Here is a 14952-nt window from a genome sequence, read left to right as displayed (position 1 = left end):
TTTATTGAGTATTAACTAAAAAACGTGTCTATTTAACGAAATATCAGTTATTTCGCTAATCTTTTCAACTAAAGCATTTCTCTATTTCTACATATTTTTTCTCCAAGCAAAAAAGGTAATTGAGAACAAATTTATATCTCAATTACCCTTTTTATAGTAAACAATTTTCTTTGTTCCGCTTTTGAACCATGCTGAAATAATGAAAATAATTAATATTAAACCTACATAACCCATAACTGCATATAGTTTTGCTACCAATGTTGTGAATCCCACAAGACTCGCTAAAAACCCCAAGCCTCCAATAATAATAACGGCTACCCTAAAGCTACCTCTATTGGGCTTGATAAACCTTACCATGAAAGAATATAGCATTCCCACAGCAGTATTATAGATCATGCCTAAAAGAGAGAAAGTCATAAGCAAGCCCACAATAGGATGTATTTCATTAGCCAATGCAAGCATTGGAATATCTAATCCAACAATAATATTCATTTTTGCAAGAAGAGAGAAATTAATAAGTAATATTAAGGCTCCTAACAAGATACCACCTATTATACCTCCCATACCCGCTACCTTATCATTGCGTATAGAGCCACACATCACGGTTAACAATGAAAAACTAACCCCTACGTTAAATGACATATAAAGTAGGGCTGTGACCCACCAACTGTTCCCGCTTATTTGAGCTTGTTGAGCAATAACTGCCTGCTCTACAAAGGTGAGATCCATAGTTGCGATAGCATAAATAGCGATGACGGACACAATTGTTAATAGGTAAGGGGTGGCAAGAGCAATAATATTAATGATGTTTTTCACATCCAGCATAACGGTAGCTACTGTAAGGATAACCATGCAAATACTACCTAACCAAATAGGTAGTCCAAACATTTGCTGAAAGGTTGCACCCGCTCCTGCAAACATAATGACAGCAACTCCAAATAAAAAGAGCGATAATATTAAATCCAATAAAAAGCCAACAAAATTCCCTGAAATTTGATAAATCAAATCCTTATGAGAGGTTGTGTGCAGTCTTGAACTAACTTGTGCCACACACATTCCGACTATAGAGAAGCCAATCATCGCTAACAATGCACCATATATTCCTTTAAAGCCATAACTTGTAAAGTAGAGGACAATTTCCTGCCCTGACGCAAATCCTGCACCAACGATAATTCCTACATAGGCACCGCCGATTTGCAAGCTTTTTTCAATCAGTTCTCTCCTCGTTTTTTCTTCTATTAGAGCATTGACAATCAAGGTTTACTGATAGACTTCCGTACATATTGTTAACTTATCAATGACAGCCATATTAGGCGCATAACCAATGCCAACTGATTGGGGTACCTCAATATAGCCATCTTTAACTATAACTTCAGGTTCAATTATATCTTCGAACCAATAATGACTAGATCCCGCCGTATCTCCAGGTAATATAAAATGACTTAGTGATGTTAAGGCAATATTGTGTGCTCGTCCGATACCTGCTTCCAACATGCCACCACACCAGACAGGAATGCCGTTTTCCTTACATAAATCATGGATTCGCTTCGCTTCCGTTAAACCACCTACTCGTCCAATTTTGATGTTGATTACACCACAGCTCCCAAGAGTAATCGCCCTTCTTGCATCTTCAAAAGAAGTAATACTTTCATCTAGACAAATAGGCGTTTTTATTTTTCGCTGTAATGTTGCATGATCGACAATATCATCAGGGGCTAGTGGTTGTTCAATCATTAATAATTGATAATCATCTAGCTGCTGCAACATGTTGATATCGTCTAATGTATAGGCAGAATTCGCATCTACCATCAAAGGTAGATCTGGTAGTTCAGCACGGATTGCTTGTACTACCTCGATATCATAACCAGGCTTAATTTTCACCTTCACTCTTTTGTAGCCTTTTTCAATATGGCCTTTTATCAACTTTATTAATTGAGCGGTAGAAGGTTGGATACCTACACTGACACCGACCTCGATTCGTTGCTTATGACCGCCTAATGCCTGTGCAAGTGATTGCTTTGTTTGTTGGGCATAAATGTCCCATACAGCCCCTTCTATCGAAGCCTTAGCCATACAATTACGACGAATAGTGGCAAACAACGACGTTACCTCATCAGGATGCCCAATCTCTTTATTTAACAAGATAGGTATTAAATAATCCTTGAGCATATGCCATGTCGTCTTTAAAGTCTCCTCTGTATACCAAGGTGCTACAAATGCTACCGTTTCTCCCCAACCTGTTATTCCTGATGCATCTTTTGCCTCTATTAATAACAGTTCTTTTTCATCCACTGTTCCAAAACTCGTTGTAAACGGAGCTTTCATTGGCATTTTAATGTGCCTTAAAATAATCTTTTCTAATCTCACAACATTCACTCCTCAGCCTTATTATAAGGCTAATAAGGAGCGTCTGACTAACAGATAGCTATGAACATATTCCTTGTGCTTCTTCACGCGTACAATGGCGTAATCTTGATTAAATAATGTAGTTAAGATTGTCCGTATTTTATAACGCCAGTCCTCAGCAAGTTTTGGACTCTCGACTTTCATCTTCTGTAAAAATTGAGGGATTGCTAATAGATAGGCATCATTGTAAAAGGATTGTTCCATCTGAAATTCATTTTCTATATCAAGTACTGGCAAACCATCTACGGTTAATGTCCACGGCACGATTTCCTGTGCTATTTCTTCTAACTCATCAAGGCTATCTGTCACCTGTTCACGTTCGATCCACCACTCAACGACCAACCTATCCGAAGGTAGTCCTTCATTAAAATCATCTTGGAGCGGGCCATAGTAATCATTTTCATATTGAAAGCTCGTAGCATTCAGTTTAAGAAATGCTAGATTAGCTAAGCCAGCTTCTAACGGCTCAATTAACCAGCGAACAAGCTGAAATCCATTCTCTTTTGCGTATTCTTGTTGTGCGTGCTTCAATAACTCACCTACACCTTGTTCACGATATGCCTTTTCAACACCAATCATGTGCGAATGTAAATACATTTCTCTATCTCGATAGCCAACGAAGCAATAATTAAAACCAATTAATTTTTCATCTAAATATGCCCCTAATACTAATCCGCCATTTTGAACAGCAGCTAATAATTGATGGGAGGGAATTGCTTGGCTGCCCCAAATTTCTGCATTCAATTTCTGTACTTCTGCAATTTCTATAGGTGTCACTACTTTGTGAATACGCACTTTCTCTAACATTATGCTGACGCCTCCTTTATATGCCTAGACTCCAATGCTAGCAAGACCGCTCTCGTCAGAATTTCAACTCCTGTGACAAGTCTTGCTTGTTTAAATTTCATTTTAGGATGATGCAAGCCTGGTGTAAGCCCACAGCCTAAGCCCAGCATCGTTGTTTTTAAATGTGGTCGTTGTACAGCATAGTGATGAAAATCCTCACCACCAGGCGTATGAACAGGCTTTCTTAAATTCGATAAACCAGCTGCTTGTATAATTGCTTGCTCCATAATATATTGAGCACTTGTATCGACCTCAGCAGCTACAATATTAGCAACAGTACGTAATTCAATTTGCACCTTATGCAATATTTTAGAGGAATCAATTACACGTTTAACCCCTTGAGCTAAATCATCCATTACATTGTTTTGTTGTGCGCGGATATCAATAGTGAATGAAGCATTGCCAGGGATAATATTGCCTGACTCTCCTCCAGCATGAAATTTGGTCATTTTAACAGACACAGGTACCATAGGATCTGTATGGATGGTTCGTAAATCTTCAATGATTGTTGCACCCACTTCAATTGCATTGACGCCCAGATGTGGCCTTGCAGCATGGGCATCCTCTCCAATAATCTCACCTTCTAGTAAGCGAGAAGCCCCGTGATATAAGGCAGCACAATAAGTACCATCCTCTAATTCATGAACAGGCCTTAAATGAACACCGAATAAATAATCTAAATCATCTATAACGCCTTCTTCTAAAACGGATAACGCCCCTGTCCCTTTTTCTTCAGCAGGTTGGAAAATAACACGAATTGTACCATTGAATGATTGCTTTAGTTCTTTTAGAAGTAATAACGTACCAATGGCCATCGTCATATGTCCATCATGTCCACAGGAATGATTCGCTCGAAAATGACCATCAACCTCCTGCCATAGTGCATCTATATCTGTTCGTAACCCCACTTTCGGATTTCCGTTGCCCACATCAACATATAGCCCTGTAGAATGCTTAAAGCGTATTGGTGAAAATCCTTCTTGTGTTAATAGCTCCACTATATAATTGGTTGTTTCTACTTCGTGCCAGCTAATTTCAGGATGAGCATGTAAGTATGTAAAAATCTCCATTAGCCTTGGCCTCAAATAATCTAACTCTTCTTTCATGGCTTCCAACCCCTTAAATTTTCTTATTATTAAAATTATTATAACGAAAATAATCATGTTCTACATAGAAACTTATACCCGCATTCAACAAAATAACTACTTATGATAATATATTTCATTCTAAAGCTCATAGATAGACATTTATTTAGACAGCAAAAAAAGATGCAAGCACAGTTACTAACTACTGTACTTACATCTTTTCTTTAGTTAATACCTTTCATCGCCTTTGAAATAACCGGTGAAAGAATTAATATTATAATTCCAATCACTATAGATAGTGATCCTAAGAAACCAAAGTATGTGAATTCGCTTACAACTTCGTAAACTCTTACTAATTGAGCATTAATAGCTTGTGCTGCTGCACTTGTTAAGAACCATAAAGACATTGTTTGTGCTGCAAAGGCTTGTGGTGCCAGTTTCGTTGTAGCTGATAAACCAACTGGTGATAATAATAGTTCACCAACAACTACTAGGAAGAATGACAGAACTAACCATAAAGGACTTACTAACGTTTCTCCACCAGATAAGTGTGCTGGAATCATCATTACGATGAATGATAGACCCGCAAAGAACAATGCATATGAGAACTTGCGTGGTGTTGTCGGTTGCTTGTCCCCCCATTTAAGCCATAGCATAGCAAATAATGGAGCTAATGTTATGACAAATAACGGATTCAACGACTGGAACCATGAAGATTGAAGCTGAATACCACCAATACTTAACTGTGTACGCTCATCTGCATAGGTCGCTAAAATCGTTGCTCCTTGTTCTTGAATAGCCCAGAACATTACCGCTGATAAAAATAATGGAATGTAAGCGAGTAGACGAGATTTCTCATCCTTCGACGTCTTTTTACTGCGGTACATATAAATAAAGAACACCGTTGGGATAATCACACCAAGTGCTGTAATAATTAAACTAAATACATTCATTGTTAATGTACCCGTTTTAATACCAATAGCACCTAAAATGATAAGAAGTAATGCTACAATCCCGAATTGTGTAAAGACTTTTTTACGTTCTTCAGGCTTTAATGGATTATTTACTTGTAAGCCAGCTAAGCCTAAATATTTTTTCTCTGTTAATTTGTAGACAATTAAACCAACAAACATCCCAAGACCTGCTAAACCAAAGCCAAGGTGGAAACTATACTTTTGTCCAATTGTTCCGACAATAAATGGTGCAATGAATGCCCCCATGTTAATACCCATATAGAAAATAGAAAAACCTGCATCGCGACGACTATCTGTTTCAGCATAAATGTCCCCAACAATACTTGAAACGTTTGGTTTTAATAAACCTGTCCCCATAACGATAAATGCCATTGAGGCAAATAGCATGCTGACACCACCAGGCAATGCTAGCAGCAAGTGACCGATCATAATTAAGACACCACCATAAAAAATGGTTCTACGTGTCCCTAAAACTCGGTCGGCTATCCAGCCACCAATAATACCAGACATATAAACGAGTGAACCATAGATGGCCATAATTGAGTTCGCTGTTCCGCGGTCTAGACCTAATCCACCCTCATTCAATTCATAATACATAAAGAAGATGAGAATTGCCCGCATACCATAATACGAGAAGCGTTCCCAAAATTCTGTGAAAAATAAAGTAAAGAGCCCTTTAGGGTGTCCAACAAAGCCATTTTGAGGGACAGATTTTACAACTTCATCTTTACTAGACATACAATACCCTCTCCCGATTAAATTATTCTCTAAAAAACATCATTACCCTAATTTAAGGATAAAAAATCTTTGTTTCATCATACTAAAGCGTTTTTTAAACTTTAGCAAGAGTTTTAAAAAATGTTGAAAATTTATCATTTTTCAATAAATTCTGACTGATTGATAAAGAAATTATTAAATCCTTTGATATATCTAAGTTTTCTCACTCTTTAATTGTCGATAAACACCATAATAACATTAAATTATTCTAAAATATCTAAAATTCAGATTTATAACTTTATTTACAAATTTACACTATTGCGTCTAGGATTTTGATTACAGCTTTGTTCTAGATTCTACTATTCCCCCTAATGACAAAAAGCATGCCAAAATTTCTTTTGGCATGCTTGGTTTCATTTTATTTTACATATTGCTGGTACTTTGCATAATCAGATGCTTTTACTTCAAGGGATAATAATGTACCATCCTCTTCATAAGAAGTATTAAAAACAGAGGCATATTCATTTAAATAAGAAACAACATTCCCTTGATCATACGGTATTAACATATCACACGTTACATAGTGGGAGAAGATATGCTGACGAATCAATTGTAATAACTCCTCTAAACCAATCCCTTGTTTCGCTGATATCCAAATATTATCACCACTTACTACAGGGTAAGGAACATTTGCAATATCCGCCTTATTGTATACATAGATAGTTGGAATGTCTTCAACGCCAACTGCCTTCAATGTCTCATTTGTTACATCCATCATAAATGCATGCTCTGCATTTGAAACATCTACAACATGCAATAAAAGATCAGCATCTCGCGCCTCTTCTAATGTAGATCGGAATGCTTTTACCAGATGATGTGGTAATTTACTTACGAAACCTACTGTATCTGTAAGTAAAAACGTCTTTTTATCAGGTAATTCTATCTGACGAACAGAAGTTTCCAATGTAGCAAAAAGCATATCTTTTTCAAATACTTGTTTATGCTCTTCCTGCCCTATTTGTGTAAGTAACTGATTCATGATTGTTGATTTACCAGCATTTGTATATCCAACGATTGATACAACGGGAAGTGCATTTTTACGGCGTTGTTTACGTTGTGTCTCTCGTTGCTCTTTCACGTGTTCGAGATCCTTTTTAATTTTGGCAATTTGATCTTCAATTTTCCTTCTATCCAGTTCAAGCTTCGTTTCACCAGCTCCACGGTTTTTAAAGCCACCTCCAGTACCACCACCCTGACGACTTAGAGAAGCATGTAGGCCTACTAAGCGAGGTAGCATGTATTGCAACTGAGCTAATTCCACCTGCATCTGTGCTTCTCTTGTTTTTGCTCGTCTTCCGAAAATATCCAAAATAAGCATCGTACGATCAATAACTTTCGTTGCTAAATCACGCTCTAAATTGCGGATTTGTGAAGGAGACAATTCATCATTAAAAATAACAAGATTTGCTTGTGCTTCTTCATAAAAACTTTTGATTTCCTCTATTTTACCTGTACCAACATAGTGTGAAGGTGTAACACGCTCTAAATTTTGTGTAACAATTCCTACCACTTCTACATGCAAAGCCTCGGCTAAATTTTGTAACTCTTCCATTGAATAATCAAAATGCTCGTCATTTCGTAAATTGACGCCAACAAGTATGGCCTTTTCAACTAATACATCAACTTCCTTAATTCTATCCATTAGAAACCTCCCACCAAAGCCTGGTGTCCCTACGACAAATTTTCTTCATCTTACCATAAAATACTCTTTTTCGTATTTGTGGACCATCCGTATTTTTTTAAAAAATGCGCCTCTCTAAAAGGCGCATTTTCATTACTTTCTTTCTTCTTTTAGTAATACTTCTGAGCGAGTAAATTCTTCTTCAATTTCTTTATTCGGCTTATATGTCAGCATACTAACAACAACCGCAACGATTAAACAAACAAAGAAACCAGGAACAATTTCATATAAAGCACTTGATAAAGCATCCACTTTACCCCAAATAAACGCAGTTGCGGCACCTGTTATCATTCCGCTTAGCGCTCCATAATTGGTTAATTTTCTCCAATATAAAGAAAGCAATATAACAGGTCCAAATGCTGCACCAAACCCTGCCCAAGCAAAACCAACTAGGCTTAAGATAGAGCTATCTGGATTCCACGCTAGGATACCGGCAATAATCGCTACTACTAATACCGCCATACGTCCAACAAAAACATAATGTTTATCATCGGCTGTTTTGTTGAACAACGCTTTATATATATCCTCAACAAGTGCTGAAGAAGTGACGATTAGTTGTGATGAAATAGTACTCATAACAGCTGCCAAAATAGCCGCTAACATAATACCCGCAATAAATGGATGGAATAAAATTTGCCCAAGTACAATGAAAACAGTTTCGGCATCCTTTAACTCACCAGCGTTTTGCTCATAATAGGCAACACCTACTAAAGCTGTCCCAATGGCCCCGAATAAGCTTAACATCATCCAACCAATACCAATACGTCGAGCCTGCTTTGTTTCCTTTACTGAACTAATAGCCATAAAGCGTACAATAATATGTGGCTGTCCAAAATAGCCTAATCCCCAAGCAAGAGAAGAAATAATCCCTGCTGCTGTTGCAGTGGCTGGTAATAAATTTAGAAGATCTGGACTAACGGCTTTAATTGAAGAAATTGTATCCCCTAATCCACCCGTTACAAATAAACCAAATAGCGGTACAGTAATAAGTGCTAAAAACATAATAAGTCCTTGTAAAAAATCTGTATAACTAACCGCTAAAAATCCTCCAAATAGTGTATAGGCAACTACTACTGCCGAAACAATTAGTAATCCTGTGTGATACTCGTAACCAAATGAACTATCGAAGAATTTACCACCTGCTACCATTCCTGATGATACATAAAATGTAAAGAATATTAAGATAATAATACCTGACGCAATTCTTATTAGCTTCGTATTGTCACGTAGGCGGTTATCCAAATAACTTGGAATCGTAATGGAATCATTCGTAACCTGTGTGTAAACACGTAACCGTGGAGCAACAAGTAACCAGTTTAAATAAGCCCCTATTGTCAGTCCTATTGCAATCCAAGCCTCTACAAGTCCTGATACAAATATTGCACCTGGTAAACCCATTAGAAGCCATCCTGACATATCTGCGGCGCCTGCACTTAGCGCAGTTACTGCTGGACCTAAGGAACGACCTCCTAGCATATAGTCTGTTAAATTCGACGTTTTAGCAAATGCATACCAACCAATTGCTAGCATGGCTATCATATAAATAATAATCGCCAATAATTGATACATGTTATCCGTCATATTTTTCCTCCTTTGTTCAATCTTTAATTTTACTATCTATATTAAAGATACCACGATTATACAACACTACATATGATTACTCTAAATTTTCGTGAAATTTTTTCTGAATGCCAAAGTAGTCATTGTACATTATAAAATGTGATAAACTAGTGCCATCTATTACACAATAAAGTAGGCGAAAATGTATGACATTTGAAGAAATGAAAACTCTGCTCACTGAGCAAATTTTGCAGCAACAACTTGTGACTGCTACTATTAGTCAACCACGTATGAAATCGAATGAAATAAAACGTATAAAATTAAAGCCTTTACTATTAAAAAATCACTACCATATACAAATTGAATACCAATATGAACGCATTTTAAAACATGAGAATATTTTATTGGCTGACTTCCCTTCTAAGCTAGAAGCCATTTTTGAAGATTATCGACAAGCTCATATTGATTTCTTAGATGAAAAAGTACAAATCCAATTATCGAAAAAGAATAAAGTACTTTGGAAATCAGATAAATCAGCTTCACCGAAAGAGGTTAATTTAGCCCATAATCGGAAGAAAAACTACTTACTTTCAGATGATCAACCATATCCTTTTTTAATTCGACTAGGAGTTCAAACTGAGGATGGGAAAGTTAAAAAACAAAAATACGATAAGTTTAAACAAATTAACCGCTTCATTGAATTTATTGATGATGCTTTATCTTATTTACCTCAGAATCGACAAGTGCGTATTTTAGATTTTGGTTCAGGAAAATCTTACTTAACCTTTGCTTTGTATCATTATTTAAAAATCGAAAAGGGCTTAGATATTCGTGTTACTGGTTTAGATTTGAAAAAAGAGGTTATTGAAGAATGTTCAAGAATCGCACAGGATTTAGGTTATGACCAGCTTGAATTTCTGGTAGGAGATATTAATGATTATAATGAAGAATCGTCCGTGGATATGGTAGTGACCTTACACGCTTGCGATGTTGCCACAGATATGGCATTAGCACGCGCTGTAAAATGGGGAGCAAGTGTTATATTAAGCGTTCCTTGTTGTCAGCATGAGTTAAATCGTCAATTAAATACACCAGCTCTTGATATTATGTTGCAACATGGACTTGTCCGAGAGCGTTTTGCAGCACTGGCTACAGATGCTATTCGTGCAGAAATTTTAAACCTCGTTGGCTATGAGGCTCAACTTTTAGAATTTATTGATATGGAGAATACACCTAAAAACATTTTAATTAGAGCATATAAAACAGGTAAAAAACCTAGTGAAGAGCAGCGTACTAGCTATAATGCCTTTCTACAATTACTAAATGCCACACCATTTTTAGCAAATGAGCTAAAAGACTACTTATGAAAATCTTCTCAAATAAAAAGGCGCCCCAAACAATATTGGACGCCTTTTTATCTTTGTTTATCAAACCCACAGTGGCTGAGGGTGTTTCAAGTGTTTGTACACCCCGCCGATTTGTCGTAGATTAAAGCTCTTGTCGTAAAGCTTGAATAACATCAATCTTTGTAGCTTTCCGTGCTGGACGATAGCCTGAAATCATCGCTACCCCTATACTAATGGCAGCTGCAATAATGACTAGTTGCCACGGAATAAGAGAAAATGTAATATCATTTGTGGCAAAAGCATCCTCTCCTGTTGCTGCTTTAAGAATCAAGGGTAATGCTGCATTTGCCGCAAAGCTAATGGCATACGAGATGGCAACTGCAATAAGCGTCCCCAAAATACCAATAACCGTACTTTCCATTAAAAATAGTCTTTGGATAAGCTTCGGACTTGCACCAATAGCTTTTAACACACCAATTTCTCGAGTACGCTCTGTGACAGCCATTGTCATTGTATTAAAAATACCAATTGAAGCAATCAATACAGCAATTGTCCCTACAAAGATTAAGCCAATTTTTAAGACAAGGAAAAATACATTCATTTGATCTAATTGTTCAGTTACTGAATATACACTATAGCCTTTATCTTTTAATTTCTCTAAAATCGGCTTTACATTTTCTAAAGTATCAGCATAAATATTAAATTCTGAGTAAAACAACTCATCCTCTTTACTAGCACTATCAGTGGATAAATTTTCAACCAATACTGACTTTTGAGCTTTATCCATATGAATGGAATTATCAACCATCCAGTCATAAGAAGGCTTCTCCATCACACCAACAATTGTATAGCTCATTTTTGGCGAGTTTTCATTTGTGCCAGTCTGAGGCACTAAGGACAGCTCAATATTTTTATCAATCAACGACTCTTTATAGCCTTCTTCACTGCCATCATAGTAGGTTCCTTCTGCCTCAGCCTTTTTACTCTTTTCTTCGATAATATCGCGTTCTTTTTCATTCAATAATGTTTGAGCGAAGTGATAACCTACAACGATTTCATTTGGTTTTGTTGGATAACGACCTTCTGCAAGCTTACCATTTACCTGCTCAAAGTCCTGCATATCCGATAAAGTCAAAGTAGAGGCTGTCTCACGATCTCCTAAAAACGACTGTGCAGAAGCATTCACATTAATCGTTTCAAGTACTGTTTCCACATGGTCCAACTTTTTAATTTCTTGAACCTGTTCTTCGGTGAATTGATTATCTCCATATATTTGAATTTTCGTAACGGTTTCATTCGAAAGAATATCATTGCGTAGTGATTCCTGTAAACCAAAGCCAACCGAAGCTAGCACGATAAGGAACGCACAGCCCATTGTTGCTGCTAAAATTGTCATAAACACACGTAATTTATTTTTCTTGATATGCTGTGTTACAAAATCGATTTGGTCCTTAAATAACATTTTAAGCCTCCTCCTTTACGAGTTCGCCATCATACATACGGAGTCGTCTATGTGCGATAGAGGCTACTTCTTCATCGTGTGTAATAATGACAAAGGTTAGCCCCAATTCACGATTTAAACTTTGAATAAGCAATAATATATCTTGCTCTGTTTCTGAATCAAGACTTCCCGTTGGCTCATCAGCAAGCAATATTGGAGGGTTTGTAATAAGCGCTCGGGCAATGCTGACACGCTGTTGTTGCCCACCCGATAGTTCATTTGGATAATGGTCTGCTACTTCAGTCAAACCAACCTTGTCCATCAATTTCTTTACTTTTTCCTTACGTACAGCCTTACGTAAACCTTGTAGTTTTAAAGGCAATTCAATATTTTCGAAAGCAGATAAACCAGGCATCAATTGAAAGTTTTGAAAAATAAAGCCGAATTGGCGTAAACGAAATGCAGCACTTTCTGTTTCAGTCAGATTGGCAGTTTCCTTACCATTCACTCTAATAGATCCTTGTTCAGCTTTCATAAATCCAGCTAATACTTGCAATAACGTCGATTTACCAGATCCACTTTTTCCCACAATAGCAACAATTTCTCCTTTATTGACCTCGAAGTTCACACCCTTCAATACTGGTACTTGTTTCTCCTTCCCCTTTTTTCCAATTAAAAATGTATGTTGTAAGTTTTCAACTTGAATCATTATAAATAATGCTCCTTTCTCCTTCATTTCCCATTGTAGAGAATAATTCTTAATAAAGAGGAAGGATAAAAATGAAGATATTCTTAAGAATAAGAAGAGAGTCCTTCAAAAATAAAACGTATTTACATTCCCTTTACAATTCAACATGCTAAATCAAATGTTTACACTATTTTTCTCTTATAAATCTGTATTAAACAGAGGAGAACTCTTCAAAAAACCTAGTATTAAAGGTAATTCTCTGTACTACAAAAAACAAATACAGTGGAGTCATCATTATTTTGTGAACGAATTGTATATTACAGCAATGTAAATTTTATTGTCGAATAGTAAATTTTTATGTAGATAAATTAAAGATTTTGTTATGATAGTAAAGTTTAGAGGTCGATTAATTTATTTATATCCAGGAGGATTCGATTTACATGCTTAACTCAAAAAAACAAGACCCTTTCTTTATTGCATTGCATAAAATTGCTGAAAATATGAGAGAGGCTGTACATTACGCAAATGATTTTCGTATTCACAGTGTAGCTGACCTTAAAGAGATTAGCATTACAATGAAAAATTACGAAACTGCTGGCGATAAGCTCATTCACGAACTGATCGTAATGTTAAACAAATCATTTATGACACCTATAGAACGTGAGGATATTTTAGAGTTTGCCATTCGTATGGATGATATTTTAGATGGCACAGAACATTGTATTGCACACTTTGAAATGTTTTCACTTACAGAGATTGATGAATCCATGCGCACTTTCCTAGGATATATCTCTAAGAGTGCTGATGAAATTGTCAAAGCGACTGAAGAGTTAAAGAAAAAGAATCTAATTGGCATGCGTCCACACGCCATTCTTATTAAAGACTATGAACGTGAATGTGATGAGGTACAGCGTACTTCCATCAAAAAACTGTTTTTAAACGAAAAAGATCCGATTCGCCTTATTAAATTTAAAGATATATATGAACAACTTGAAGATATCGCTGATCATTGTCAAAACGTAGCCAATACTATGGAAACAATTATCATGCGTAACGCATAATTAGGAGATGGGCAATTTACAATGAATACAATCATAATACTAACCATACTGGTCGTCATCTTTGCCCTTACATTTGACTTTATCAATGGCTTCCATGATACAGCAAATGCTATCGCAACTTCGGTTTCCACTCGGGCATTGCCACCTCGCACAGCGATCATTATGGCAGCGACTATGAACTTTATCGGTGCCATCACCTTCGTAGGAGTTGCTAAAGCTCTAACTAAAGACATTGTAGACCCGTTCTCTTTAAATGCCTTTGAAGGAGACACAACAGGTTCAGTTGTTATTTTAGCTGCATTAATTTCAGCTATTATTTGGAATTTATTGACTTGGTACTTTGGTATTCCATCTAGTTCTTCACATACGTTAATTGGTTCGATTGCAGGTGCTGCTATCGCATCAGCAGGCTTTAACGTGTTAAACTACGGCGGCTTTACTAAAATTATTATGGCATTAGTGCTATCCCCACTACTTGCCATTTGTGCTGGCTTTATCATGATGACACTTTTTAAATTATGGTTTAAAAATTTAAATTTATATAGAACAAATAAAGGTTTCCGAACAATGCAAATCTTCACCGCAGCCATTCAATCGTTTACTCACGGGACAAACGATGCACAGAAGGCAATGGGGATTATGACAATGGCGCTAATTGCTGGTGGCTTGCATACTGGAGATGAAATACCTTTCTGGGTACGTGCTGCAGCCGCTACAGCAATGGGTCTAGGTACATCTATTGGTGGATATAAAATCATTAAAACAGTTGGCGGTAAGATTATGAAAATTCGTCCAGTTAATGGTGTTGCGGCGGATTTAGCATCCGCTACAGTTATTTTTGGTGCTACGTTAATTCACTTACCAGTATCGACAACACATGTTATTTCTTCTTCTATTATGGGTGTTGGTTCTGCACAGCGCGTACGTGGTGTAAACTGGGGAATGGCTCGAAAAATTGTTACTACGTGGGTAATTACGATGCCAATTTCAGCAGTGATGGCATCCGTTATTTATTTCATATTATCATTATTCTTTTAACGAAAAAGGCTCCTATCCAATGGCTGGATGGGAGCCTTTACTTTGTCAC

At 36.7% G+C, this 14952-nt stretch carries 12 protein-coding genes; 3 read left to right on the top strand and 9 right to left on the bottom strand.

All coding sequences use genetic code 11. The features are described 5' to 3' along the window. Positions 1–138 precede the first annotated feature (138 nt). From SJW71_RS02740 to putP, 7 genes are all read right to left on the bottom strand, one after another. Positions 139–1212 (bottom strand): YkvI family membrane protein, encoded by a 1074-nt coding sequence (locus SJW71_RS02740; protein WP_431812188.1) that lies wholly within the window; start codon positions 1210–1212, stop codon positions 139–141. Positions 1213–1260: 48 nt separating this feature from the next. Beyond that, complete coding sequence (gene menC, locus SJW71_RS02735) at positions 1261–2367, bottom strand: o-succinylbenzoate synthase (protein ID WP_429978458.1); 1107 nt, start codon at positions 2365–2367, stop codon at positions 1261–1263. A 21-nt stretch (positions 2368–2388) separates the two neighbouring features. Continuing rightward, the gene (locus SJW71_RS02730) at positions 2389–3213 is read right to left on the bottom strand and encodes a GNAT family N-acetyltransferase (protein WP_431811727.1); all 825 of its coding nucleotides are present in this window, start codon (positions 3211–3213) and stop codon (positions 2389–2391) included. Beyond that, on the bottom strand, positions 3213–4358 hold the full coding sequence (locus tag SJW71_RS02725) for a M20 peptidase aminoacylase family protein (protein ID WP_274794743.1): 1146 nt from the start codon (positions 4356–4358) through the stop codon (positions 3213–3215). Before SJW71_RS02725 ends, SJW71_RS02730 begins: the two co-directional genes overlap by 1 nt. A 203-nt stretch (positions 4359–4561) precedes the next feature. Further along, a complete protein-coding gene (locus tag SJW71_RS02720) occupies positions 4562–6049 on the bottom strand; it encodes a peptide MFS transporter (RefSeq protein ID WP_274794744.1) in 1488 nt (495 codons plus the stop codon). 397 nt (positions 6050–6446) lie between these two features. After that, entirely contained in the window at positions 6447–7730 is a 1284-nt protein-coding gene (hflX, locus tag SJW71_RS02715) for a GTPase HflX (protein ID WP_274794745.1), read from the bottom strand. Between the two features lie 132 nt (positions 7731–7862). Further along, positions 7863–9350: a sodium/proline symporter PutP gene (putP, locus tag SJW71_RS02710; RefSeq protein WP_274794746.1), complete on the bottom strand. Its 1488-nt coding sequence runs from the start codon at positions 9348–9350 to the stop codon at positions 7863–7865. A 185-nt stretch (positions 9351–9535) separates the two neighbouring features. On the opposite strand from putP, the gene SJW71_RS02705 reads away from it, so the two are divergent. Beyond that, positions 9536–10696: a class I SAM-dependent methyltransferase gene (locus SJW71_RS02705; protein ID WP_312506987.1), complete on the top strand. Its 1161-nt coding sequence runs from the start codon at positions 9536–9538 to the stop codon at positions 10694–10696. Between the two features lie 121 nt (positions 10697–10817). Here SJW71_RS02705 and SJW71_RS02700 read toward each other — a convergent pair whose 3' ends face one another. Both SJW71_RS02700 and SJW71_RS02695 read right to left on the bottom strand, forming a co-directional pair. Then, on the bottom strand, positions 10818–12137 hold the full coding sequence (locus SJW71_RS02700; protein WP_431811726.1) for an ABC transporter permease: 1320 nt from the start codon (positions 12135–12137) through the stop codon (positions 10818–10820). A 1-nt stretch (position 12138) separates the two neighbouring features. Continuing rightward, the gene (locus SJW71_RS02695; RefSeq protein ID WP_407135279.1) at positions 12139–12825 is read right to left on the bottom strand and encodes an ABC transporter ATP-binding protein; all 687 of its coding nucleotides are present in this window, start codon (positions 12823–12825) and stop codon (positions 12139–12141) included. Between the two features lie 419 nt (positions 12826–13244). Between SJW71_RS02695 and SJW71_RS02690 the strand changes: the two genes are divergently transcribed. Together SJW71_RS02690 and SJW71_RS02685 are read left to right on the top strand one after the other, a co-directional pair. Next, the gene (locus SJW71_RS02690) at positions 13245–13865 is read left to right on the top strand and encodes a DUF47 domain-containing protein (RefSeq protein ID WP_274794750.1); all 621 of its coding nucleotides are present in this window, start codon (positions 13245–13247) and stop codon (positions 13863–13865) included. 21 nt (positions 13866–13886) lie between these two features. After that, entirely contained in the window at positions 13887–14903 is a 1017-nt protein-coding gene (locus SJW71_RS02685) for an inorganic phosphate transporter (protein WP_274794751.1), read from the top strand. The last annotated feature ends 49 nt before the right edge of the window (positions 14904–14952 follow it).

Source organism: Lysinibacillus sp. FW12, from assembly GCF_050817245.1.
GTDB classification, from domain to species: domain Bacteria; phylum Bacillota; class Bacilli; order Bacillales_A; family Planococcaceae; genus Lysinibacillus; species Lysinibacillus irui.
The sequence above is the reverse complement of the archived record's forward strand: the minus strand, read 5'-3'. Positions and strand labels throughout refer to the sequence as shown.